Origin of the sequence: Streptomyces sp. NPDC057137, assembly GCF_042670825.1 — a bacterium.
In the GTDB taxonomy this organism is placed as follows: Bacteria; Actinomycetota; Actinomycetes; order Streptomycetales; family Streptomycetaceae; genus Streptomyces.
In genome coordinates, this window is sequence record NZ_JBHUUW010000009.1 from 180,882 (window position 1) to 204,772 (window position 23,891).

General features: G+C 71.8%; 21 protein-coding genes. 11 read left to right on the top strand and 10 right to left on the bottom strand.

What is annotated here, in order from left to right; all coding sequences use genetic code 11:
* Nucleotides 1–18: 18 nt before the first annotated feature.
* Both ACFT9I_RS10880 and ACFT9I_RS10885 read left to right on the top strand, forming a co-directional pair.
* A complete protein-coding gene (locus ACFT9I_RS10880; RefSeq protein ID WP_382562873.1) occupies nucleotides 19–927 on the top strand; it encodes a pseudouridine-5'-phosphate glycosidase in 909 nt (302 codons plus the stop codon).
* Entirely contained in the window at nucleotides 924–1,844 is a 921-nt protein-coding gene (locus tag ACFT9I_RS10885; protein WP_382562875.1) for a carbohydrate kinase family protein, read from the top strand. Before ACFT9I_RS10880 ends, ACFT9I_RS10885 begins: the two co-directional genes overlap by 4 nt.
* A gap of 17 nt (nucleotides 1,845–1,861) precedes the next feature.
* On the opposite strand, the gene ACFT9I_RS10890 is transcribed toward ACFT9I_RS10885, so the two are convergent.
* Both ACFT9I_RS10890 and ACFT9I_RS10895 read right to left on the bottom strand, forming a co-directional pair.
* A complete protein-coding gene (locus ACFT9I_RS10890; protein ID WP_382562876.1) occupies nucleotides 1,862–2,503 on the bottom strand; it encodes a uridine kinase in 642 nt (213 codons plus the stop codon).
* A gap of 67 nt (nucleotides 2,504–2,570) precedes the next feature.
* Nucleotides 2,571–3,992 (bottom strand): amidohydrolase, encoded by a 1,422-nt coding sequence (locus ACFT9I_RS10895; RefSeq protein ID WP_382562878.1) that lies wholly within the window; start codon nucleotides 3,990–3,992, stop codon nucleotides 2,571–2,573.
* 158 nt (nucleotides 3,993–4,150) lie between these two features.
* Here ACFT9I_RS10895 and ACFT9I_RS10900 point away from each other — a divergent pair, with 158 nt between their 5' ends.
* From ACFT9I_RS10900 to ACFT9I_RS10925, 6 genes are all read left to right on the top strand, one after another.
* Nucleotides 4,151–4,657, top strand: a complete 507-nt coding sequence (locus tag ACFT9I_RS10900) for a DUF3574 domain-containing protein (protein WP_382562880.1) — start codon at nucleotides 4,151–4,153, stop codon at nucleotides 4,655–4,657.
* Between the two features lie 67 nt (nucleotides 4,658–4,724).
* A complete protein-coding gene (locus tag ACFT9I_RS10905) occupies nucleotides 4,725–5,264 on the top strand; it encodes a hypothetical protein (protein ID WP_382562881.1) in 540 nt (179 codons plus the stop codon).
* Between the two features lie 344 nt (nucleotides 5,265–5,608).
* Entirely contained in the window at nucleotides 5,609–6,793 is a 1,185-nt protein-coding gene (locus ACFT9I_RS10910; RefSeq protein ID WP_382562882.1) for a S1 family peptidase, read from the top strand.
* A gap of 259 nt (nucleotides 6,794–7,052) precedes the next feature.
* A complete protein-coding gene (locus ACFT9I_RS10915) occupies nucleotides 7,053–7,322 on the top strand; it encodes a hypothetical protein (RefSeq protein ID WP_382562884.1) in 270 nt (89 codons plus the stop codon).
* The gene (locus ACFT9I_RS10920) at nucleotides 7,315–7,944 is read left to right on the top strand and encodes a DUF6879 family protein (protein ID WP_382562886.1); all 630 of its coding nucleotides are present in this window, start codon (nucleotides 7,315–7,317) and stop codon (nucleotides 7,942–7,944) included. The genes ACFT9I_RS10915 and ACFT9I_RS10920 overlap by 8 nt, the downstream gene beginning before the upstream one ends.
* Before the next feature lie 174 nt (nucleotides 7,945–8,118).
* Nucleotides 8,119–10,374, top strand: a complete 2,256-nt coding sequence (locus ACFT9I_RS10925; protein ID WP_382562888.1) for an ATP-binding protein — start codon at nucleotides 8,119–8,121, stop codon at nucleotides 10,372–10,374.
* A gap of 22 nt (nucleotides 10,375–10,396) precedes the next feature.
* Here the strand turns inward: ACFT9I_RS10925 and ACFT9I_RS10930 are convergent, their stop codons facing one another.
* The 4 genes from ACFT9I_RS10930 to ACFT9I_RS10945 all read right to left on the bottom strand — a co-directional run bounded on the left by ACFT9I_RS10930 (nucleotide 10,397) and on the right by ACFT9I_RS10945 (nucleotide 15,740).
* Entirely contained in the window at nucleotides 10,397–10,837 is a 441-nt protein-coding gene (locus ACFT9I_RS10930; RefSeq protein ID WP_382562890.1) for a hypothetical protein, read from the bottom strand.
* 45 nt (nucleotides 10,838–10,882) lie between these two features.
* A complete protein-coding gene (locus ACFT9I_RS10935; protein WP_382562891.1) occupies nucleotides 10,883–12,136 on the bottom strand; it encodes an SWIM zinc finger family protein in 1,254 nt (417 codons plus the stop codon).
* Nucleotides 12,133–15,096: a DEAD/DEAH box helicase gene (locus tag ACFT9I_RS10940; RefSeq protein WP_382562892.1), complete on the bottom strand. Its 2,964-nt coding sequence runs from the start codon at nucleotides 15,094–15,096 to the stop codon at nucleotides 12,133–12,135. Before ACFT9I_RS10940 ends, ACFT9I_RS10935 begins: the two co-directional genes overlap by 4 nt.
* 176 nt (nucleotides 15,097–15,272) lie before the next feature.
* Nucleotides 15,273–15,740 carry a DoxX family protein gene (locus tag ACFT9I_RS10945; protein ID WP_382562893.1) on the bottom strand — a complete coding sequence of 156 codons (468 nt, stop codon included), beginning with the start codon at nucleotides 15,738–15,740 and terminating at the stop codon, nucleotides 15,273–15,275.
* A 120-nt stretch (nucleotides 15,741–15,860) separates the two neighbouring features.
* Here ACFT9I_RS10945 and ACFT9I_RS10950 point away from each other — a divergent pair, with 120 nt between their 5' ends.
* Entirely contained in the window at nucleotides 15,861–16,181 is a 321-nt protein-coding gene (locus tag ACFT9I_RS10950; protein ID WP_382562895.1) for a DUF6343 family protein, read from the top strand.
* On the opposite strand, the gene ACFT9I_RS10955 is transcribed toward ACFT9I_RS10950, so the two are convergent.
* The 4 genes from ACFT9I_RS10955 to rpsA all read right to left on the bottom strand — a co-directional run bounded on the left by ACFT9I_RS10955 (nucleotide 16,150) and on the right by rpsA (nucleotide 20,057).
* On the bottom strand, nucleotides 16,150–16,515 hold the full coding sequence (locus ACFT9I_RS10955) for a tetratricopeptide repeat protein (protein WP_382562897.1): 366 nt from the start codon (nucleotides 16,513–16,515) through the stop codon (nucleotides 16,150–16,152). The genes ACFT9I_RS10950 and ACFT9I_RS10955 overlap by 32 nt on opposite strands.
* Before the next feature lie 123 nt (nucleotides 16,516–16,638).
* Nucleotides 16,639–17,244 carry a dephospho-CoA kinase gene (gene coaE, locus ACFT9I_RS10960; protein ID WP_382562899.1) on the bottom strand — a complete coding sequence of 202 codons (606 nt, stop codon included), beginning with the start codon at nucleotides 17,242–17,244 and terminating at the stop codon, nucleotides 16,639–16,641.
* An 82-nt stretch (nucleotides 17,245–17,326) separates the two neighbouring features.
* Nucleotides 17,327–18,265 (bottom strand): PAC2 family protein, encoded by a 939-nt coding sequence (locus tag ACFT9I_RS10965; protein WP_382562901.1) that lies wholly within the window; start codon nucleotides 18,263–18,265, stop codon nucleotides 17,327–17,329.
* A gap of 268 nt (nucleotides 18,266–18,533) precedes the next feature.
* The gene (gene rpsA / locus ACFT9I_RS10970) at nucleotides 18,534–20,057 is read right to left on the bottom strand and encodes a 30S ribosomal protein S1 (RefSeq protein ID WP_023542473.1); all 1,524 of its coding nucleotides are present in this window, start codon (nucleotides 20,055–20,057) and stop codon (nucleotides 18,534–18,536) included.
* Between the two features lie 388 nt (nucleotides 20,058–20,445).
* On the opposite strand from rpsA, the gene ACFT9I_RS10975 reads away from it, so the two are divergent.
* The gene (locus ACFT9I_RS10975; RefSeq protein WP_382562903.1) at nucleotides 20,446–21,270 is read left to right on the top strand and encodes a class I SAM-dependent methyltransferase; all 825 of its coding nucleotides are present in this window, start codon (nucleotides 20,446–20,448) and stop codon (nucleotides 21,268–21,270) included.
* Between the two features lie 4 nt (nucleotides 21,271–21,274).
* Nucleotides 21,275–23,869 (top strand): ATP-dependent helicase HrpB, encoded by a 2,595-nt coding sequence (gene hrpB / locus ACFT9I_RS10980; protein WP_382562905.1) that lies wholly within the window; start codon nucleotides 21,275–21,277, stop codon nucleotides 23,867–23,869.
* Nucleotides 23,870–23,891: the final 22 nt, after the last annotated feature.

Sequence of the window (23,891 nt, forward strand, 5' to 3'; positions counted from 1 at the left end):
CGGTGCCAGGGATGGGACATGCCTGACACGACACTGCTGCTGTCCCCCGAGGTGCGGGAGGCGCTCGACGCGCGCCGGCCCGTCGTCGCCCTGGAGTCGACGATCATCGCGCACGGTCTGCCGCGACCGCGCAATCTGGCCGTCGCCGAGGAACTGGAAGCGCTGGTACGGTCCGGCGGCGCCGTCCCCGCCACCGTCGCCGTACTGGACGGCCGGGCCCATGTGGGCCTGGACAAGGACCAGTTGGAGCGGGTCGCGGGAGACCCCTCCGTCCGGAAGCTGGGCCACCGCGATCTGGCGCCCGCCCTCGCCACGGGAGCCGGCGGTGCCACGACCGTGTCCGCGACGGCCTTCCTCGCCGCCCGCGCCGGGATCCGGGTCTTCGCGACCGGCGGCCTGGGTGGTGTCCACCGCGACTGGGTCCGGGCCCAGGACGAGTCGGCCGACCTGCGGCTGCTCGCCGAGACGCGGATCACGGTGGTGTGCGCGGGCGTGAAGTCGATCCTGGACGTACCGGCGACCCTGCAGCGCCTGGAGACCCTGGGCGTCGGCATCCTCGGTTACGGCACGGAGCACTTCCCCGGCTTCTACCTGACGTCGTCCGGCGAGCCCGTCGACTGGACGGTGCGCACCCCGGAGGAGGTCGCGGCGGTGATGGCCGCCCAGGACGCGCTCGGCGGGCCGGAGGCCGCGCTGATCGTCGCCAATCCCGTGCCGGAGGCGGAGCAGCTCGATCCGGAGCTGCACGACCGGGTGCTCGCCGAGGCTCTGACGGAGTGCAGGGAGCGGGGCATCGGCGGGCAGGCGGTCACGCCGTTCCTGCTGGGCGAGCTGATGCGACGGACCGGCGGCGCGTCCCTGGAGGCGAATCTGGCCGCCGTACGCGGCAACGTACGGCTGGCCGCGCTGATCGCGGCGGCGCGGTGAGCGGTGAGCACCCCGCCGGCGGCGACGCGGGCGCGCTGCTGATCGTCGGGGATGTCGTCACCGACGTGGTGGCCCGGCACCGTACGCCGCTGGCGCACGGCACGGACACGGCGGCCGAGATCCGCACCCTGCCGGGCGGCGCCGGAGCCAACGCGGCGTGCTGGGCCGTGTCCACAGGATGCGCGGACGTCCGGCTGCTCGGCCGGGTCGGCGCGGACGCCGCCGGATGGCACGAGGAGCGGCTGCTAGCGGCGGGCGTCCGCCCCCTGCTCGTCGTCGACGACGACGCGGCGACCGCCACCGTCGTCTCGCTGGTCGACGCCTCCGCCGAACGCACCTTCCTGACCGACAGCGGCGCCGTCCTGCGCCTGAGCGCCGCCGACTGGTCGGACTCGTTGCTCGACGGAGTGGGCCGGCTGCATATCTCCGGTTATCTCTTCTTCGCCGCCACGAGCCGTCAAGTGGTGCGCGCCGCACTGGAGTCGGCGCTGGGGCGGGGCGTCCCGGTGAGCGTCGATCCCGCGTCGGCGGGCTTCATCGCGCACCTCGGCGCCGAGGTGTTCCTGGCGGCGGCCGACGGTGTCCAGGTGCTCCTGCCGAACGCGGACGAGGCCCGGCTGCTCACCGGCGTCCCGGATGCCGAGAAGGCGGCGGCCGAGCTGAGCCGCCGGTTCCCGCTCGTCGTGGTGACGCTGGGACCGGACGGGGCGCTGGTGGCGGCGGACGGAGCGGTGACGGCGCGCGTTCCGGCCGAGCCCGCGCGGGCCGTCGATTCCACCGGGGCGGGCGACGCGTTCAACGGCGCCTTTCTCGCGGCCCTGCTGGCGGGCGCCGACCCGGTGACGGCCGCGGCCGCCGGCTGCCGCGCCGGCGCCCTGGCGGTCGCGCTGCCCGGCGGCCGGCCACCGGTGCCGTAACCGCACGCGGGCGCCGTTCAGCTCTGCCGGAGCGCCCAGGCGGGGTGCCGCGGATCGTCCGCCCGTACGAGCACGTCCACGGCCTCGGCCGGGCCGACCTCCCGCTCGTACCGCTCGAAGGCGGGCAGCGTCCACCGCTCGCCCTCGTCGGTGCGGCGGCGGAGCGCGGCCGGCGACAGCCGAAGATGCACCGTGAGGTCGAACGGGAACCAGTGGCCGAGCAGGAGCGGCCCGTGCACCAACAGCACACCGCCCGGCGGAAGTTCGACGCGCGCGCTGCGGGTGGCGCGGTCGGTCGCGGGGTCCCAGAGATCGGGCAGGACGCGGCCGGTTCCACCGGCTTCCACCGGCCCGAACACCTCCCGCCACAGCGCGCCCGTGTCGAACCAGCCGTCGTAGTACGAGTCGGGGTCGTGCCGCCCGTACTCGTACCGCAGCGACGCGGGCCGCAGGAAGCCACCGGTCCCGACGGAGAGCACCGAGCGGCCCCGGAGCCGCAGGGCGTCGGCGAGCGCTTCGGCCGGTACGCCGGGGTGCGCGGCGGGGGCGCCGTCCACGGCGATCCGCAGCCAGGGGCTGCCGTCGTCGGCCTTGGTCCGCATGGCGCGCTCCGCCAGCGCGTCGGTCAGCCGCTCCCAGGTGATCGCTTCGAGTCTCACCGTGCCATCTTGTCCTTGATCTCGTCCCCGAGCGCTTGCCCCCTGAGGCCTTGCCCCGATCGGCGATTCAGGACGAACCGGCCGCCGGGTCGTAGTCCTGGATACGGCGGCCGTGGCCGCGGTCCGTCAACGCCGCGAGCCGGGGGTGAAGTTCCTCGACGATCCCTGGGACGTCGAGCGTCAGAAGCCTGCGGTCGCGCATCAGGACCTTCCCGTCGACGATCGTGGTCAGTACGTCGGCGGAGCGGGCGCTGAGGACGAGCGTCGCGGCGTGGTCGTGGACCGGCTGGGTGTGCGGTCCCGTCAGGTCCACCAGGATCAGATCGGCGCGCCGTCCCGGGGCGAGGGCGCCGATCCGGTCGCCGAGGCCGACCGCGCGGGCGCTCTGGGTGGTGGCGTGATGGAGCGCCTGACGGGCGGTCAGCCAGGCGGGGTCGCGCTCCGTCGACTTCTGGGTCAGTGCGGTGAGCGTCATGCTCTCCCAGACGTCGAGGGTGTTGTTCGACGCCGCCCCGTCCGTCGCCAGGCCGACGGGCACGCCGATCGAGGCCAGCGCGCGCAGCGGTGTCGTGTCCCAGCCGAACTTGAGGTAGCCCTTGGGCGCGGTGGCGAACGCGACGCGCCCCGTGCGGCGCCCGAGTACGGCGAGGTCGTCGTGGGCCGGGCCGGTGCCGTGGGCCAGGCCGGTGCCGTGGGCGACGAGCAGATCGACGTCGAGCAGTCCGGCGCGGTGCAGGGTCTCGATGGGTGTGCGGCCGGTCGCGGCGATGCTCGCTGCCGTCTGCTCCTTGTTCTCCGCAGCGTGGATGTGCACCAACAGGCCGTTTTCGCGGGCGAGTTCGGCGGTCGCGGCCAGATCGGCGTCGTTCACCGTGTACGGGGCGTGCGGCGCCAGTGACGTGGTGATCCGCCCGCCGGCGGCGCCCCGCAGCCGCAGCGCGAAGTCGAGAGAGCGCTCCCGGCCGGCGGCGCCCTCGCTGGAGAAGTAACCCCAGCCGAGGTTGGCCCGCAGCCCGCTCACCTCGGTGGCGGCGGCGACCTTGTCCATGGCGAAGTAGTGGTCGGCGAAGGTGGTGACACCACCACGGATCATCTCGGCGCAGGCGAGGAGGGCGCCGAGTTCGACGTCCCGGTCGGTGAGATTGGTTTCGATGGGCCAGATCCAGTCGTTGAACCACTCCTCGATCGGCAGGTCCTCGGCGATACCGCGCAGGGCCACCATCGGTGTGTGCGTATGGCAGTTGATCAGTCCGGGCATGGCGAGCAGGCCGCGCGCGTCGATGCGTTCGACCGCGGGCAGATCGGCGACGGCCTCCGGGGTGGTGATCGACTCGATGACGCCGTCGCGTACGACGATCGCGCTGTTGTCGACGAAGCCGATGCCGGCCGCGGCGCCGGCGGTGGCGCCGCTCCCGTCCTCGTCGTGCGTCAGCGTGGTGCAGCCCGTGATGACGAGATCGGCGGGGCGGCTCTGGGGAGCGGTGGTCATCGGAGCAACGTACTGCGCGCGAGGGCGGCGGGCATGCGCTCGTGCGGGTGGTTTCCGGCCGGGGACCCTGTTCCGGCGGGGTCGTGCGGCGCGTGCTTGCCAGGGTGAGTGCGCACGTGACAGCCCTCCGTGCGGACCACCCCAGGGAGAGCGCCCCCATGCCGACCGCCCCGAAGACACCCCAGATCCCCCTCCGCCCGCGCGCGCCACGCTCCCCCAGGCAGCGCGTGTGGATCGCCGTCGCCGGTGCCGCCGTCGCCGTACTGGCCGTCGGTGCGCCCGCCGCGTACGCGACGCTCGACAGCGAACAGCGGCCCGCCGAGACCCGCCGCGGTGCGGCCTACGTCGAGACGCGGCTCTTCTTCGGAACGGAACGGCCCGACGGCGGACCGGATGTGACGGATCGTCAATTCATGGCGTTCGTCGACCGGCAGGTCACACCGGAGTTCCCGTCCGGCCTGACGATCCAGGAGGGTCGCGGCCAGTGGCGGGACTCCAACGGCGTGATCGAACGGGAGCGTTCCTACGAGCTGATCCTGCTGTACCCGGCCTCGGAGGCGGCGTCGCGCGACGCGCGCATCGAACGGATCCGGGAGGCGTACGAACGCGCGCACGCCCAGGACTCCGTGGCGAGGCTGGACGAGCGGACGCTCGCCGACTTCTGAGCGCGCCAATGGGGTACGGGAGCGCGCGGGGGTCGTAAACGGCGCCCGCAGCGGGCATTTCTTACCCATGACGGTTCGCGAACGCCCCCTGCTTCTCCTCGACGTCGACGGCCCCCTCAACCCGTACGCCGCGCGGCTGCCCCGGCCGCGCGGCTACACCACGCACCATCTGCACCCGTCGAGCTGGCTCTCCCGCCAGACGCCGGGATCCCGGCCCCACAGACGCGGGCTGCGGGTACGGCTCAACCCGGCCCACGGCCCGATACTCACCGGGCTGCCCTTCGAACTGGCCTGGGCCACCACCTGGATGCACGAGGCCAACACCATGATCGCGCCGGCCGTCGGGCTGCCGACGGATCTGCCGGTGATCGAGTGGCCCGAACTCTTCGCGACGGATCCCGACGGCCTCTACTGGAAGACACGTCCCCTGGTGGAGTGGGCGGACGGCCGCCCCTTCGCCTGGGTGGACGACATGATCACCGACCTGGACACGACGTATGTCGCGACCCACCACGACGGGCCCGCGCTGCTGTTGCGGATCCATCCGCGACGGGGGCTGCGGGAGCGGGACTTCGCGACGCTGGTGCGCTGGGCGGAGTTGCTCTGACGGCGCTCCGGCAGCGCTGACCGCACTCGGACCGCGCCCTGACCACGCTCCGCTGAGAGGCGTTCACGGCTTGTCGTGTGCAACGCTGTAAAAGCCTCCGGCCGACGGGAGTTGGAGCTCCGTCGCAGCGCCCCGCACACCCACCGGAAGGCACCGTTCCACCTGGTTCGAATCCCTCCCGACCAGGCGAATCGAGTCCCGCGCCAATTCCGTTCGACCATTGGCATGGACCTGCCCACGATCCTTGGATACGCTCCGGCCGGGGCGGATGAGAGCGCTCTCACTCGCCCGCTGTTCCACTGTTCCATCCCCACGATCGCCGGAACAACCGAAGGGCGAATGCCGTGAGACGCAAGACAGTTGTACGCACCGGCCTGTCCGCACTCCTCCTCGTCGGTACGTGGGCGACGGCCGGGCTCGCGCCCGCGTCGGCCGCTGCTCCCGACTCCTCATCGGCCCCGACATCGATGTCAGCATCGGCATCCGCATCGAAGGCGGCGGCGTCCGATGGCCTGCTCACCGCCATGCAGAAGGAATTCGGTCTGACGAAGAGTCAGGCCGTCGCCCGGCTCGCCGCCGAGAAGACGGCGACCGCCGTCGACACCAAGGCGCAGCGCGTGGCGGGAGCGTCGTACGGCGGCTCCTGGTTCAGCGCCGCCGACAACAAACTGACCGTCGCACTCACCGACGGAAGCAAGGCAGCCGCCGTGCGCGCGACAGGCGCCACGGTCAAGCTCGTGAAGCACAGCGAGAAGGCGCTCGACGCGACCATGAAGCGGATCGACGCGCTCTCCGCGCCGGCCGGCGTCAGCAGTTGGCGTGTCGACCCGAAGACCAACCGGGTCGTGGTGAACGTCCTCGCGTCGAAGAGCGACAGCAAGGCCGTCACCGCCTTCGTCGCCAAGGCCAGGAAGACCGGTCCGGTGACCGTGGCGGAGACGACCCACGCTCCCACCACCACCGCCGCCGGGACCGTCGGCGGAGACCCGTACTACACGGGCAACGTCCGCTGTTCCATCGGCTTCTCCGTGCACGGCGGCTTCGTCACCGCCGGCCACTGCGGCCCGCGGGGCCAGTCGGTGCGCGGCTGGGACAACTCCGCCATCGGCAACTTCCAGGGATCGTCCTTTCCCGGCAACGACTACGCGTGGGTGAACGTCGCCAATGGCTGGTGGACCGTGCCCGTCGTCCTCGGCTGGGGCACCGTGTCGGACCAGCTGGTACGCGGTTCGAACGAAGCCCCCAACGGCGCGTCGATCTGCCGCTCCGGCTCCACGACGCACTGGCGCTGCGGCAACGTCCTGGCCAAGAACGTGACGGTCAACTACGCACAGGGCGCCGTCCACCAGATGGTCCAGACGAGTGCCTGCGCGGAGGGCGGCGACTCGGGCGGCTCGTTCATCAGCGGCGACCAGGCACAGGGCGTGACGTCCGGCGCCTCGGGCAACTGCACCAGCGGCGGGCAGAGCTTCTACCAGCCCATCAACGAGATCCTCAGCACGTACGGGCTGACGCTGCACACCGCCTGAGTCAGGGCATCAGGTGAAGCCCGTCGACGCACGGGAACGCGTCCGCCTCGCCATCAAGGGGACGCTGCACCGCGACGCGGCGGGCTTCACCCTCGGGGCTCGGCAAACCCGTTGTGCGGAGGGGGCGTTGGTGAGACCGCGCCCCTTCCGTGGTCCCTCTTCCGGTCGACAGATGACCAGTTGCAGCATGGCAGCGGCTCACCACACTCCGTAAGATGGCCGGCGTCAGATCACTGATACCGCCTATCAGGAGGCAGACGTGGCCCGTGTGTGGGAGGCCGATCCGTCGGCACTGTTCCATCGGCGATTAGGGAAGTCGCCGCAGGAACTGGGAGTCACCGAGGACAGGGACGGCTGCCCGGACATCTGGGAGCTGGACAACGGGGATATCGCCGTCATCGGCCGCGATCTGACGGAGGTCTACGGCCCGTCGCTCCCGGCGGACGCCACGATCGCCAAGGGCGAGCGGTTGGTCGTCATTCCGGGAAGCGTGCTCCGCGCGGCGAAGGCAGACATCGCCGATGCTTGATCGCACCGCCCTCACGCTCGACCGTGCGCGAGGAGACCGGCTCGCGACCGACGCCTACCGGCAGGACTTCCGGCAGCGCGACGGGAACGTCATCGGCCGTGACAGCTGGAAGTTCGAACGTCTCCAGCACTTCGAGGAGCAGTCCTCACCCAGCTGGGAGGCCTTCCGGCGCGGGGACTGGCAAACGGCGCTTCAGCTACTCAAGTCCAGGCGTGACCGGTGGGAGAAGATCGCCCGGGAAGACAGGGAACGGGGCAGCGTATTCCATCGCGTACGTGTCGTCGACGAGCCGCTGACGCCGTATCTGCAATGGGAGTTGCACGCGCTGCGGGTGCAGGGGGAGAGTGGCACGCCCGTCCGGGTTGTCGGCGCGGAGAAGGTACGACCGCTGGAGATCGCGGGCCTGTTGCCAGAGGTTGTCACTCTGGGGGGCCAAGTGCTCTACGAGGTTCTCTACACGGAATCGGGACTTCTAGACGGGGCGGTGCGCTTCGAGGATTCCGGTCCGATCGGGAACTGGGAAGCCTTCGTCCACGGGCTGTACGAGGACGGTGAGGACATCGTCTCCTACGTCGATCGCCACGTGGCACAGCTGCCCGCCCCTCCGATGAGAGCGGAGTGAGGCATCGGCAGCGACAGTGGTGGAGAGAACCCGGGCGGGACCCATTCGGACCTGTCGGGTTCCTCGCGTGACGTGGTGCAGGCGGGCCAGGTCAGTGGCGGTGTCCATTTTCATGACCACGGTGGCGGTGAGCGAAACCGCGCGCATCCGACGCCACGTCAACTACCCGGCAACATGCGGCACTTCGTCAACCGCACCGCCGAACTCGGGCAGCTCGACGCGACGCTGAGCGGTGACCGGGATCGTTCTGTCGTTCCCGTGTTCGTGATCGCCGGGACGGCCGGGGCGGGCAAGACCTCGCTCGCTCTGCGCTGGGCGCACCGGGTGCGGGACCACTACCCCGACGGCCATCTCTACGTGAATCTCCGGGGTTACGATCCGGGAGAGCCACTCACCGCACGGGATGTGCTGCCACGGTTCCTGATCGCGCTCGGGCTTCCCGCCGCCGCGGTTCCCACCGACACCGATGCCGCTGCCGCGCTGTACCGATCCGTCCTGGCCGACCGCAGGATACTCATCCTGCTGGACAACGCGGCCACCGTCGCCCAGGTCCGACCCCTCCTGCCCGGCAATGCCCGCTGCCTGACCGTGGTCACCAGCCGGGGGCGCCTGTCCGGACTCGCCGTCCGAGACGGCGCGTACCGTCTGACCCTCGGCACACTCGCCGAGCCGGAAGCCGTCGCTCTGCTGCGTACGGTGACAGCCGACCATCGCGTCGACGACGAGGACGAACTGGTCGAGCTCGCCCGCATGTGCGCTCATCTGCCGCTCGCTCTGCGGATCGCGGCCGAACGGGCTGCCGACCGTCCGTACATGCGCCTGGAGGAGCTGATCGCTGATCTGCGTGACGAATCAGCGTTGTGGGACGCCCTGAGTACGGGAGACGAAGAAGAGGCCGAGGCCGTGCGCGCCGTATTCGCCTGGTCCTACCGGGCGCTGCCCCAGGATGCCGCGCGTCTGTTCCGCCTTCTGGGCCTGCATCCGGGCCCGGAGTTCGGCGTCGGCGCGGCAGCGGCCCTGGCGGGGCTCAGTGTCCGACGGACACGGCAACTGCTGGACGTACTGGCGGGCGCGCATCTGCTGATACAGAAAGCACCGGACCGTTTCGAGTTCCATGATCTGCTCCGCGCCTACGCCGGGGACGAGGCCCAGCGGGAGGAGTCACCCGAGAACCGGTCGGCGGCACTTCGCCGGGCCCTCGACTGGTACGTGCACACCGCTGACGCGGCGCAGAGTTGGATCGTGCCCGCCGAGGAGCATCTCCCGATCGATCCGCCGGACACCGACGTGACACCGCTGTCCTTCGCGGACTACGACCAGGCCGTGGACTGGGCCGAGCGCGAGAACGCCAACTTCCTGCCCGCGGTCCGGGCAGCGGAGAAGACGGGGCTCGACCGGTACGCATGGCAGTTGTCCGCGGTGCTGTGGAACGCCAAAGCGCCGTCCTCCCTCACCACGGACTGGCTGGCCATCGGTGAGATCGGTCTGGCAGCCGCGCGACGCTTGAACGAACGGCGCGCGGTCGCCGGGCTCCTTGAGAAACATGGATTCGGATTCACCAAACTCAATCGGCCGGCCGACAGTCTCGACTGCCATCAAGAGGCGCTGACGATCCGGCGGGAGTTGGGCGACCGGGGCGGCGAAGCCGCCTCCCTCAACGCCCTCGGACTCGTTCATCTGCGTCGGCGGGAGCTGGAAGCCGCGCAGGTACGGCTTGAGGAAGCCTCCTCCCTCTTCGGGGAGTTGGGCGAGACCCACTGGCAGAGCGTCGCCGTCGCCAACCTCGCGTTGGTGCACCACCAGGCCGGGCGGCTCACGGAAGCGTTCGCCAGTGTCCACCTGGCGCTGACGGCTCACCGCGAGGAGGAGAGCGCGCGCAGCGTGGGCAACGCTCTCTGGCTGCTGAGCTTGATCCATCTCGACCGCGGGGAACGTGAGGAGTCGCGGCACGCCGCCCAGGAGGCGGTGCGGATCGCACTGGATCTGCGAAGCCATGTGATGGAGGGGAACTGGCTGCTTGCTCTGGGGGACGCGGAGCTGGCCCTCGGCCACTTCGGCGATGCGCTCACCGCTTACCACCGGTCCGCGACGCTGCACCGTCGGCTCGGCGACAGGAGCCGTGAAGCACGCGCCTGGCTGGGCGTTGGAGAGACGTACCTCGGGCTCGATCGTGCGGAGGAGGCGGCCGGCTTCTGTCGCAGAGCCCTGGCGGCTCACCGTGGACTCGGCGACGTGTGGCACGAAGCGGTGGCCCTCGACGGCCTCGCGGGCGCCTTGTGCGGTGAGGATCCGGAGGCGGCGCGGCGGCTGTGGGTGGAGTGCGCGCGACTCCTTGCCCGGTACGACGATCCTCGCGCACGTGACATGCGCGAAAGCGTGGAGGGGCGGCTCGGCGGCCTCGGCGATTCAGCTGCACACAGCGGCCCTTGACGGAACGTCAGACGTCCCAGGCTCAATTGTGCGAGCCACCGCCACCCAGGTCCACTCTGCCGATCGAGCCCGTCTGGACAACGGTGCCGTGCACCACGCCGCCGCTGATGGTGTTGTGCACGGTGGTTACCTGCCGTGTCGCGGGTGTGGCGGGTGCCAACTCGTCCAGCAGGGCGCGGAGTTCGGCCGCCGCCGCCGGGTCGGCGGCGAGGGTGCGGCGTAGGCGGGCGCGCCATTCGGCGTGGACGTCGGCCATCAGTTGGTCGTCCTCGTCCCGCTGGGCCGCGACCAGTTCGGCGCGGCCCGTCTCCAGGTCCTCCTCGACCGAGTCAGGGGTGGCCGAGCCCCGGCCCGCGAAGAACGCCGTCACCCGGTCGCGGGCCGCGGTCCAGCCGTCCGTCGCCATCTGCTGGACGAGGGCTGTCGCCCCCGCGCTCGCCAATGCCACCAATTCGGCTTCCACCGCTCCCCCTTGATCCGTGGATGGTCACGGATACGAGCGTACCGGTTACCGTCCGATGAGGGCCGTGAGCGCGCCCACGGGGTCGGTGTCGGGGGTGCCGCGGGGCCACCAGTCCTCGCGGTCGCGGTCCGACTCGTAGCCGTACCAGAGTCCGTCGCGGCCGAAGCGGAGCTGGAGCGAGGGCTCGGAGAGGCGGTTGCGCCAGGGGCGGAAGTGCGGGAAGTCGGCCGCTACGAGCGCGGGGCGGGCGCGGTCGAACGGTCCGGCGGGTGGGTCCCAGGGCTCCTCCAGGACGGCCAGCCCCGCGAGGCCCCCCTGGCGCCAGGCTGCGACGGCGCGGGCCAGGTCCATGGGGCTGTGGTCGGTGCCCGCCGCGAGGTCGCGGTAGAGGGCGCGGGTGGAGGCGGTGAGTCCGGAGCCGGGGTGGGCGGCGGCCAGGCGTACGGCGTCCTGCCAGGGGGTGAGGCCGGCGACAGGGTCGATGCCGGTCGCCAGGAAGGTGTGCGCGCGGGCCGCCGCCTCGGTCGCGAGCAGGTCGAGCGCCAGCGGGTCGGGGGCGCCCGGTGTGTGCGGATAGACCGGCGGGCGGCCGGGGTTGGCGGGCAGCGGGAACGGGGGCGGCAGGGTGCGCCGCTGGTGTGAGGTGACCGCCGTGGCCGCGTCGACCGTGGGCATGGGCGGTGCGGCCGTGGTGCGTTCGACGGCGGAGCGGGTGGCATTGCGGCGGGTCAGGTCGGCGAGGATCTCGTGCTCGCCGCGTCCGCGCATCAGGAACAGCACGAACGGGTCCTCGTCGAGCAGCCGCGCCGTCTGGTAGCAGAGCGCCGCCGCGTGCTTGCACGGGAACCCGTCGTCGGGGCAGGAGCAGTCGGGCGTCAGATCACCCGCCGTCGGCAGCAGGTCCGCCGAGGCGGCGAGCGCGTGCGGCATGTCCTTGTCGAGGAGGGCGGCGATGTGGTCGGGGCGGGCCGCGGCGGCGTCCATGAGGTCTTCCCAGTCGGCGTCGCCGAGGGTGCGCAGACGGATCTCCGTGCGGTACGGGCGCGGCCTGGAGCCGTGCACGTACGCCATGACGCGGCCCGGCGTGACCGTGATCGCGTCCACATGCCCGCCACCCGCGTAGGCGCGCCCGCGTCGCAGCCGGGCCGGGTCCAGCGCGGCGTCCTCCATGGACTCCACCCAGGCGTTGCCCCACCAACTGGTGGCGAAGTCCCCGTCGCCCGCCGGGCCGGGCCGGGGCGGCAGCGCGGGGAACGTACGGCGGCGGTCGTCGTGCCGAGGGGCGCGCGGTGCGGTCATGACGGCCTCCGAAGCGAGACCAGATCGGCCAGTTCACGGTCGGTCAGCTCGGTGAGGGCTCCCTCGCCCGAGCCCAGTACGGCGTCGGCCAGGGCACGCTTGGCGGCGAGCATCTCGGCGATACGGTCCTCGACGGTGCCCTCCGCGATCAGCCGGTGGACCTGCACGGGCTGGGTCTGGCCGATGCGGTAGGCGCGGTCCGTGGCCTGCTCCTCGACGGCCGGATTCCACCAGCGGTCGTAGTGCACGACATGGCCGGCCCGGGTGAGGTTGAGGCCGGTGCCGGCGGCCTTGAGCGACAGCAGGAAGACGGGGGTCTCGCCGGACTGGAACCGGTCCACCATCCGCTCGCGCTCCGCGACGGGCGTGCCGCCGTGCAGGAGTTGGGACGGGATCGCCCGGGAGGTGAGGTGCGCGGAGAGGAGCCGCGCCATCGACACGTACTGCGTGAAGACCAGGACCGAGCCGTCCTCGGTCAGGATCGTGTCGAGCAGCTCGTCCAGGAGGGCGAGCTTCCCGGACCGGCCGGTGAGCCGGGCCTGCTCCTCCTTCAGATACTGCGCCGGGTGGTTGCAGATCTGTTTGAGCGCGGTGAGCAGCTTCATGACCAGTCCGCGCCGGGCGATGCCTTCCGCGCTCTCGATGGCGGCCATCGTCTCCCGGACGACGGCCTCGTACAGGGAGGCCTGTTCGCGGGTGAGCGGCACCGGGTGGTCGCTCTCCGTCTTCGGCGGCAGCTCGGGCACGATGCCGGGGTCGGACTTCTTGCGGCGCAGCAGGAAGGGGCGGACCAGCCGGGAGAGCCGCTCCACCGCCTCGTCGCTCGCGGTGGTGCCCGCCGACCCCGCGTGTTCCACGTTCTCCACGATGCGCGCGTGGCGGGCGCGGAAGGACTTGAGCGGGCCGAGGAGGCCGGGGGTCGTCCAGTCGAGGAGCGCCCACAGCTCGGAGAGGTTGTTCTCCACGGGGGTGCCGGTCAGCGCGACGCGGGCGGGCGACGGGATCGTGCGCAGGGCCTTGGCGGTGGACGAGAACGGGTTCTTGACGTGCTGGGCCTCGTCGGCGACGACCATCCCCCAGGTGTGCGCGGCCAGTTCGGGCGCGCTGCCGCGCATCGTCCCGTACGTGGTGAGGACGAAACCGTCCGTCACCCCGTCCAGCGTGCGGCCGGAGCCGTGGAAGCGGTGGACCGGGACGCCGGGTGCGAAGCGGGTGATCTCCCGCTGCCAGTTGCCGAGGAGGGAGGCCGGGCAGACGACGAGGGTCGGGACCGGGCGGGCGCGGTGCAGATGGAGAGCGATGACGGTGATCGTCTTGCCGAGGCCCATGTCGTCGGCGAGGCAGCCGCCGAGGCCGAGCGAGGTCATCAGGTCGAGCCAGGCCAGCCCGCGCAGTTGGTAGTCGCGCAGGGTGGCGTCCAGGGCGGCGGGCTGCGGGACGGCCGCCGGCCCGTGGACGAGCCGGTCGCGGAGGACCGCCAGCGCGCCGGTCGGGACCGCCTCGACCGTCTCGCCGTCCACCTCGGCCGAGCCGGTGAGGGCGACGGCCAGCGCGTCGACCGGGTCGAGCAGACCCAGCTCCCGTTTGCGCGCTTTCCGTACGAGGTCGGGGTCGATCACCACCCACTGGTCGCGCAGCCGCACGATCGGCCGGTGCGACTCGGCGAGCGCGTCCATCTCGGCCTCGCTGAGCGGGTCGCCGTCGAGCGCCAACTGCCAGTTGAACTTGAGCAGTTCGTTGCTGTCGAAGAAGGGCGTACCGTCCGTGGCCGAGCCGGGCGCGGGGCGTACGACGGCGGCGGCCGAGAGCGTACGGGCCAGCTCCCTCGGCCAGTGGACGGCCACCCCGGCGGCGGCGAGGCTCGCGGCTCCGGGACCGAGCAGTTCGTACAGCTCGTCCTCGGAGAGCGGCAGCGCGGCGGGGACGTCGTACTCCAGCAGCCGGGCGAGCGGCGGCCAGACACGGGCGGCGCGGCGCAGCGCGAGCAGGGCGTCGATCCGGGCGCGCGGTCCGAAGAGGTCGTCGCCGTCGCCCGCCCAGAGCCGGGCCGCGTCCATGACGAGCGTCGGGTCGGCGAGGCTGTGGATCTGGACGAGGGCGGCGCCCGCGCGCCGCTCCACACCGCTCTCCTCCGGGGTCTCCTGGGTGGACGAGGAGTCGAACAGCTCGTACGCCGACAGGTCGAGGCGCAGCGAGACGCGCACCCCGGCGTCCATCCCGGCCGCCGCCTCGGCGGCCCACGAGCGGGCACCGGGCAGATGCTGCGCGGTGCGCGCGGCGAAGGGCGCGCCCGCGGCGAACGCGGCTGCGGGTGTACGGGGCAGGGCGTCGGCGACCGCGTCGAGGAAGGCCCGCACCAGCGCTTCGGGCTCGGGCAGCCGCAGCGGGAGCAGATCGGGGAGCGGGACGGCGTGGGCCTCGTAGGGCATGGCGGCCGCGACGGCCCGCAGCTGGGCGATGTCGTCCGCGTCGAGCGGCCCGGCCCGCCAGGCGTCGTGGTCGGAGGCGGTGAGGCCGGGCAGCAGCCTGCCCCGGGCCGACAGATGCAGCGCGTGCAGGGCCGCGGCGCCCCAGCAGGCGGCGGAGGGATGGGCCGCGGGATCGGAGCGGGCGCGGACCAGCAGGGGCACGGCGTCGGCGACGGGCACGAGGACGGCGGGCACGAGGCGCGTACGGACGCCGGCGCCCTGGTCGTCCTGATCGTCCTGGTCGGCGGGGTCTCCCCGGCCGCCCGGGGCCACGACCGTGAGGTCACTCATGGTGCGGCCGCTCGTGGTGACCTCGCTCGTGGGGTGGCCACCGCTCATGGAGACGTCGCTCGTGCCAAGACCAGCCGCGAGGGGCGGCTCCCCCTCCGGGGCCCAGAACGCCACACGCCCGTCACGCGGCAGACCGGCGGGCAGGAAGACCGCGGCACAGCGCGCCAGCGGCGTCGCGTCGTTCGACACGTGTCGCGTCATCGTCACCGACTCCCTCCGCCCGGGTCGCTTACCTGCGAGATCTCGTTACCCGGCGAGTCTAGGCGGGGGGTCTGACAGTGCCCCCGTCATGCCTGAAGGCCGCATCCCCTCAAGGCTTGAGGATGCGGTCTTCAGGCGCGACGGAGCGGGTGACCATGGAACAGACCCGGCGGGGATCAGACCCGGCGGCGCACCAGGGCGACCAGTTCCACGGTCTTCTGCCGCCGCACCCACGCGACCACGGCGAAGAGGGCCAGGAAGATCACCGGCGTCAGCGCGTTCTCACCGTCGAAGACGGTCATCTGGGTGATGAAGGCGCCGATCATCAGACCGATGAGCGCGATCGCCGACACCCCCGAGAGGATCGGGATCAGCAGCGCGACGGCCCCCGCCAGCTCAAGGGCGCCCGTGAGATACATGAACCAGTCGCCGAAGCCGATCGCGTCGAACGTCTCGGCCGCCGACGAGTGACCGACGAGTTTCGGCCCCGCGCTCGGGATCGCCATGAACAGCGCCAGGACGATCTGGAGCGTACGGACCGTGATGTCCGTACGGCGCGAGGGCCCGGCCTGAACGGTGGCTGTGGTGGAAGGGGAAACAGCAGCGGATGCGGTCGGCACGGTGGTGGACGTAGCCTCGGACATTGGGGGTCTCCTCCGTTGTGCACGTGGTGTGCTTTCAAAGAGGTAGACACCCGCCCCGCCCGGAACTCATCGCTCTCCGGGCGACCGGATCGACGAATCTCCGTCGGGAGGTGCGATGCCATGCGCACCGGAAGTGAACCCGTCACCGCGCGCAGCCCACTGCGGATGCGCTGGTGGCTGAGCGTCTGGGGCCTGGTCTGGGCCACCTTCGGCACGATCGCCTTCGCGGTCGTCGACCGGCCGGGCTGGGCGATCGCCTGTGGGGTGCTGCTGTTGATCGTCGCCACGGACTTCGTGCTGGTCGTCCGCCATATGCGGCAGGGATCGCGCTTCCAGCCGGGGCGTGACGTACCGCCGTACGAAGATCGCACCCCTCGGAACGGCAACGGTGGAGGAAGAGGGAGCGACGTCAGCCGTCGGAGTCGAAACGCGCGGCCTTGAGGTATTCGGGCTTGGGGTCGAGCGCCGCCGCCAGTCTGAAGTGCTTCGTCGCCTGCTCGGGCCGTCCCGCCCGCTCGTACGTACGGGCCAGTGCGAAGTGCGCGAACGCGTTGTCCGGCTCACGCTCCAGGACCAGCTCGAACTCCAGCTCCGCGGGCCGCAGTTGGGCGGCCGCGAAGAACGCGCGGGCGCGCAGCAGCCTGGCGGCCGTGTTCTCGGGATGCGCCGCGATCACCGAGTCCAGCAGCTTGACCGCGCCGCGCGGGTCGCGCGCGGCCAGCAGCTGCTCCGCCGCGCGAAAGTCGATGACGTGGGTCTCCGGGCTCTCGGGCACGGTCGGATCCTTCCCCTCGGTCGGCGCTTTCAACGTCGCACAGATTGCCGGTATTCCAAAGCGGTTGGGCGGAGCGCGTCACCCGTCGGCTGCGGCCCGCGTCCACGTCGGTGGCGGAGCGCGTCACGCGTCGGCTGCCGCCCGCTCGACCAGCCGCTCCCAGACCGCGCGGACCTGCGGCTCCAGCTTCTCCAGCGGTCCGTCGTTGTCGATGACCAGATCGGCGGACGCGGTGCGCCGCTCGCGGGTGGCCTGGGCCGCCATCCGCGACCTGGCCTCGGACTCCGCCATGCCACGCACCCTTACGAGCCGGTCGAGCTGAGTCTCGGGCGACGCGTCCACGACGACGACCATGTCGTAGAGCCCGGTCAGCCCGTTCTCCACGAGGAGTGGCACGTCGTGGACGACGATGTCGTCCGCCCCCGCCCTGCTCTCCAGCTCCAGCGAACGTGCGCTGACCAGGGGATGGACGATGGCGTTGAGCGTCGCGAGCTTGTCGCTGTCGGAGAAGACGAGCGAGCCGAGCTTCGGCCGGTCGAGCCGCCCGTCGGCGGTGAGGACGCCCGGCCCGAAAGCGTCGACAACGGCGTCGAGCCCGGGAGTCCCGGGCTCGACGACCTCTCTGGCGATCTTGTCAGCGTCCACCAGCACCGCTCCGTAACTCACGAGCAGTCGGGACACTTCACTCTTTCCGGCACCGATACCGCCGGTCAGGCCCACTTTCAGCATGTCTCGCAGCTTAGAGCGTGGACGGGGCGTCTTACGAGACACCCGGACGCCTGACCCGACCAACGCCCCGCGCCCGCAGGTCTTACGCGTCGCCCTCCCGCTCGGCGAGGAACTTCTCGAACTCGCGCCCGATCTCGTCCGCCGACGGAAGCTCCACCGGCTCCGCCACCAGATTGCCCCTGCTCTCGGCGCCGGCCACCGCGTCGTACTGATGCTCAAGGCCCTGCACCATCGTCACCAGCTCCTCGTCCCCCTCGCTCAGCTGGCGCTCGATCTCGGTCTGGGTGCGCTGCGCTTCCGTACGGAGGGCGTGCGCGACGCCCGGCAGGACGAGTCCCGTCGCCGCCGTGATCGCCTCCAGCGCGGTCAGCGCCGCGTCCGGATACGAGGACCGCGCCACGTAGTGCGGGACGTGCGCGGCCACGCCGAGTACGTCGTGTCCCGTCTCCATCAGCCGGTACTCGACGAGCGCCTCGGCGCTGCCGGGCACCTGTGCCTCGTCGAAGGGGCTGCGGTGGCCCGGCATCAGGTCGGTGCGGTTGCCGTGCGGGGTGATGCCGACCGGGCGCGTGTGCGGCACACCCATGGGGATGCCGTGGAAGTTCACCGCCAGCCGTACACCGAGGCGCTCGACGACCTGACGCACGGCCGCCGCGAAACGCTCCCACTCGACGTCGGGCTCGGGCCCCGACAGCAGCAGGAACGGGGCGCCCGTGGCGTCCTGGACGAGCCGCACCTCCAGCGTCGGCGTCTCGTAGCTGGACCAGCGGTCGCGCCGGAAGGTCAGCAAGGGGCGGCGGGCGCGGTAGTCGACCAGCCTGTCGTGGTCGAAGCGCGCCACCACCTGGTTCGGCAGCGATTCGAGCAGGTTCTCGACGATCTGGTCGCCGGTCTCACCCGCGTCGATGTAGCCCTCGAAGTGGTAGAGCATGACAAGGCCCGCGGACTCCTGCGCGAGCGCCATGTCGACGACTGCCAGGCCCTTGGGCTCCCACTCGTACAAATCCTGCGGATCAAGCACGATTACCGGTCCTCCTCGTGTTCCTCAGGAAGAACGCACCTCCGGGCGTGAGCATTCCCCGCCCGCGCGTCCCGCATCCGGTGGTCGTGACTCCGGCATCGGCGGTGCGAGAAGCAAGAGGCCGACCGCGTACGGCACTTGGCGCCGTGGCTCGGCGCACCCACCCGGCGCGGGCACGCGGAGGCCCCGGGCATGACGTAAGGCCCGCCCCCCGAGGGGAACGGGCCTTACGTCATGCTCTCTGGCGACCGACTACGGAGTCAGAGCGTCAGCTCTGGCCACCGGCCAGCTTCTCGCGCAGCGCGGCCAGGGCCTCGTCCGACGCCAGGGCGCCGGAGTTGTCCTGGGACTCCGAGGAGTACGAACCGCCGCCGCCACCGCCACCGCTGCCACCGGAGGCCGCGGGAGCCGCGCCGGCCGGGGCGGCAGCGCCCTCGGCAGCAGCGGCCTCGTCGGCCTCGCGGGACTTGATGACCTGAGCCTGGTGCTGCTCGAAGCGGGTCTGCGCCTCGGCGTACTGGGTCTCCCACACCTCGCGCTGAGCCTCGAAGCCCTCGAGCCAGTCGTTGGTCTCGGGGTCGAAGCCCTCGGGGTAGATGTAGTTGCCCTGGTCGTCGTACGACGCAGCCATGCCGTACAGCGTCGGGTCGAACTCGACCGAGGCCGGGTCGCCACCGAACGCCTCGTTGGCCTGCTTCAGCGAGAGGCTGATGCGACGGCGCTCGAGGTCGATGTCGATGACCTTGACGAAGATCTCGTCGTTGACCTGGACGACCTGCTCCGGGATCTCCACGTGGCGCTCGGCCAGCTCGGAGATGTGGACCAGACCCTCGATGCCCTCGTCGACGCGGACGAACGCGCCGAACGGAACGAGCTTGGTGACCTTGCCGGGAACGACCTGGCCGATCTGGTGCGTCCGGGCGAACTGCTGCCACGGGTCTTCCTGCGTCGCCTTGAGCGACAGGGAGACACGCTCGCGGTCCATGTCCACGTCGAGAACCTCGACGGTGACTTCCTGGCCGACCTCGACAACCTCGGAGGGGTGGTCGATGTGCTTCCAGGAGAGCTCGGAGACGTGCACGAGACCGTCGACACCGCCGAGGTCCACGAACGCACCGAAGTTGACGATCGAGGAAACGACGCCGGAGCGGACCTGGCCCTTCTGCAGGGTCGTGAGGAAGGTCTGGCGAACCTCGCTCTGCGTCTGCTCGAGCCAGGCACGGCGGGACAGGACCACGTTGTTGCGGTTCTTGTCCAGCTCGATGATCTTGGCTTCGAGCTCCTTGCCCACGTAGGGCTGGAGGTCGCGGACGCGGCGCATCTCGACGAGAGAGGCCGGCAGGAAGCCACGGAGGCCGATGTCAAGGATGAGTCCACCCTTGACGACCTCGATGACGGTGCCGGTGACGATGCCGTCTTCTTCCTTGATCTTCTCGATCGTGCCCCAGGCGCGCTCGTACTGCGCACGCTTCTTGGACAGGATGAGTCGGCCTTCCTTGTCCTCCTTCTGGAGAACAAGGGCCTCGATCTCATCGCCCACGGCGACGACCTCGTTGGGGTCGACGTCGTGCTTGATCGAAAGCTCGCGGGACGGGATGACGCCTTCGGTCTTGTAACCGATGTCGAGCAGGACCTCGTCCCGGTCGACCTTCACGATGACGCCGTCGACGATGTCGCCGTCGTTGAAGTACTTGATCGTCTCGTCGATCGCGGCGAGGAATGCTTCCTCGTTACCGATGTCGTTGACCGCAACCTGCGGGGTGGTGGCGGTGGTCTCGGTGCTGCTCGTCATGTGGGTAAAGGCTCCGGTACGGACATTGAGTCGTAGGTACTGCCACGCCGAGAGCCCGTATCGCCATCCGCCGGAAGTCCGGACAGCCGAGGGAGCGCCATTCCCGATGAGGGGAAGGCGCCTCGACAGCCGAGGGGACCTACAACAGATGCGAGCGCGGCCTGCTACGTCTGAGGCGCGCAAGCCCGCAGCGCAACCTTTAGCATACGGGGGCAGCCGGACACGGTCAATGCGCGAAGGCGCACACCCGGGGCGGAACGCCCCATACCCGGCACAACAAGCGTTTCATGAGGCCACGATGGCCGCACCGTAGCCCAGGCCGCTACCGGCCGACTACAGCGCGGCACAGACTCTTCGAGCCTCTCCGCACACTACGACGACGGGCACGATGAGCCAAGAGCAGGCAGAGCGGTACGAGCAGGACGAGCCGGAAGCCACCCGGCGTGCGAGCGACGGCACCGAGAGCAGCCGCGCCAACCGGAGCTGGTGGAACCGGAACGCGGACGACTACCAGATCGAGCACGGCACCTTCCTCGGCGACGACCGGTTCGTCTGGGGACCGGAGGGCCTGGACGAGGTGGAGGCGGAGCTGCTGGGGCCGCCCGAGTCCCTCAAGGGCCTCGACGTCCTGGAGATCGGGGCGGGCGCGGCGCAGTGTTCACGCTGGCTGACGAGGCAGGGGGCGCGCCCGGTGGCGCTCGACCTCTCCCACCGGCAGCTCCAGCACGCGCTGCGCATCGGTGACGACGTACCTCTTGTAGAGGCGGACGCGGCGGCGCTGCCGTTCCGGGACGGCTCCTTCGACCTGGCGTGCTCCGCGTACGGCGCGATCCCCTTCGTCGCCGATCCGGTAGGGGTGTTCCGCGAGGTACGGCGGGTGCTTCGCCCCGGCGGGCGCTGGGTCTTCTCGGTGACGCACCCGATCCGCTGGGCGTTCCCGGACGAGCCGGGGCCCGAGGGCCTGTCGGTGGCCGCGTCGTACTTCGACCGCACGCCTTATGTGGAACAGGACGAGCAGGGACGCGCGATGTACGTGGAACACCACCGGACGGTGGGTGACCGGGTACGGGACGTGGTGGCGGGCGGTTTCCGGCTGGTCGATCTGGTGGAGCCGGAGTGGCCGGCCTGGAACACCCAGGAGTGGGGCGGCTGGTCGCCGTTGCGCGGGAATCTGATCCCGGGGTCGGCGATCTTCGTCTGCGTACGAGACTGAGGGTGTGATCCGCGACGACGTCCTCGGCAGCCTGCCCGTCCGTACCGCCCTGCCCGCACTGGAGGCGGCCCTCGACGGGCCGGGGTGCGCCGTGCTGTGCGCGCCGCCCGGGACGGGCAAGACGACGCTGGTGCCACTGGTGCTGGCCGGGCTCGTACGGCTCGACGGTGCCGGGGAGGGCCCACGGCGGCGGGTGATCGTCGCCGAGCCGCGCCGGATCGCCGCACGCGCGGCGGCCCGGCGCATGGCGTGGCTGCTGGGCGAGCGGGTCGGCGGCAGCGTCGGCTTCACGGTGCGCGGCGAGCGCGTGGTCGGGCGCGACACGGTGGTGGAGGTGGTGACCACCGGCGTACTGCTCCAGCGGCTCCAGCGCGACCAGGAACTCGGCGGCGTCGACGTGGTGATCATCGACGAGTGTCACGAACGGCATCTGGACGCCGACACGGTGGCGGCCTTCCTGCTGGACGTACGGGCCACGCTCCGTCCCGAACTGCGGCTGGTGGCCGCCTCCGCGACGACCGACGCCGAGGGGTGGGCGCGGCTGCTGGGCGACGCGCCCGTAGTGGAGGCGCGGGGAGTGACGCATCCTTTGGAGGTCGTGTGGGCGCCGCCGGCGCGGCCGGTGCGTCCGCCGCACGGCATGCGTGTCGATCCGGCGCTGCTGACGCATGTGGCCGCGGTGGTACGCAGGGCGCTGGCCGAGCGCGCGGGCGACGTGCTGGTGTTCCTGCCGGGGGTCGGCGAGATCGGCCGGGTGGCGGGCCAGTTGGGGAGCCTCGACGACCTCGGCGCGGAGGTCCTTCAGGTGCACGGCCGGGCGCCGGCGGAGGTGCAGGACGCGGTGCTCGCCGGCTCGGGGGACGGCAACCGCCGCGTCGTACTGGCGACTTCGGTGGCGGAGTCGAGCCTGACCGTGCCGGGAGTGCGGGTCGTGGTCGACTCGGGGCTGGCGCGTGAGCCGCGTACGGACCACGCCCGGGGGCTGAGCGCGCTCACCACGGTGCGGGCCTCACAGGCGGCCTCACGCCAGCGCGCGGGGCGTGCGGGGCGCGAGGCACCGGGCGCGGTCTACCGGTGCTGGGACCAGGCCGAGGACGCACGGCTCGCGCGGTTCCCGGCGCCGGAGATCAAGGTCGCCGATCTGGCGGCGTTCGCCTTGCAGGCGGCGTGCTGGGGCGACCCGGACGCCTCGGGCCTCGCCCTGCTCGACGCGCCCCCCGCGGGGGCGTTGGCCGCGGCGCGGACGGTGCTGACCGCGATCGGCGCGGTGGACGCGGCGGGCCGGGTGACCGACCGCGGCGTCCGCATGTCCCGCCTCGGCCTCCACCCACGCCTCGCCCGCGCGCTGCTCGACGGCGCCCGGGAGGTCGGCGCGCGCCGGGCCGCGGAGGTGGTGGCGCTGCTGAGCGAGGAACCGCCGAGGGCGTACGGGGACGACCTGGCGGCGGCGTGGCGTACGGCGAAACGGGGCGGCGACGGGTACGCGGCGCGCTGGCGGCAGGAGGCTCGCAGGCTGGCTTCGGCACTGCCGAGGTCGCCGGACGGGGCGGGCGGCCGGACCGGCGGAGGCGATGGCGGAGCCCACGGCGGAGGCGACAACAGTGGTGCTGGCAGTGGTGCCGGTCTGCCCGACGATCTCGTCGCCGGGGTCGTCGCCGCGTACGCCTTTCCCGAGCGGGTGGCGCGGGCCCGGGGCGGCGGCGCGTTCCTGATGGTGTCCGGGACCGGCGCCGAACTCGGCGACGGGTCCGGGCTGCGCAGCGCGCCGTGGCTGGCCGTCGCCGTCGCGGATCGGCCCGCGACGGCCGCGTCGGCGCGGGTGCGGCTCGCCGCCGTCATCGACGAGGACACGGCGCGCACCGCCGCCGCGCAGCTGCGCCTCTCCGGCGAAGAGGTGCACTGGGAGGACGGTGACGTCGTCGCCAGGGAGGTACGGCGGCTCGGCGCTGTCGAACTGTCCGCACGGCCGCTGCGCAAACCCGACCCGGCCCGGGTACGGGCGGCGCTGCTGGACGGTCTGCGGCGCGAGGGCCCCGGCGCCCTGCTGCGCTGGACGCGCGACGCGGAGGCGCTGCGGGAGCGACTGGGCTTTCTGTACCGGGCGTTGGGCGCCCCGTGGCCCGACGTGTCGGACGCCGCGCTGCTCGACAACGCGGACGACTGGCTGGAGCCCGAACTGTCGAAGGCCCGGCGCCGCGCGGATCTGGCGCGCATCGAGGCGGGCCAGGCGCTGCGCCGGCTGCTGCCGTGGTCGTCGGGCCAGGCGGGGCGGCTGGACGAGCTGGCACCCGAGCGGATCCAGGTGCCGAGCGGATCGCGCGTACGCGTCGACTACGGCGGGGAGCAGCCCGTACTGGCGGTGAAACTCCAGGAGTTGTTCGGTCTGACGGCGACGCCGACCGTCGCGGGCGTGCCGGTGCTGGTCCATCTACTCTCCCCCGCCGGACGCCCCGCCGCCGTCACGGCGGACCTGGCGTCCTTCTGGCGGGACGGCTACCGCGCGGTGCGCGCGGAACTGCGCGGCCGCTACCCCCGCCACCCGTGGCCGGAGGACCCGACCGAGGCGGTGGCGACGCGGCGTCTGAAGGACCGCCGGTAGACGCGGGACGTGTCCGCGCGAT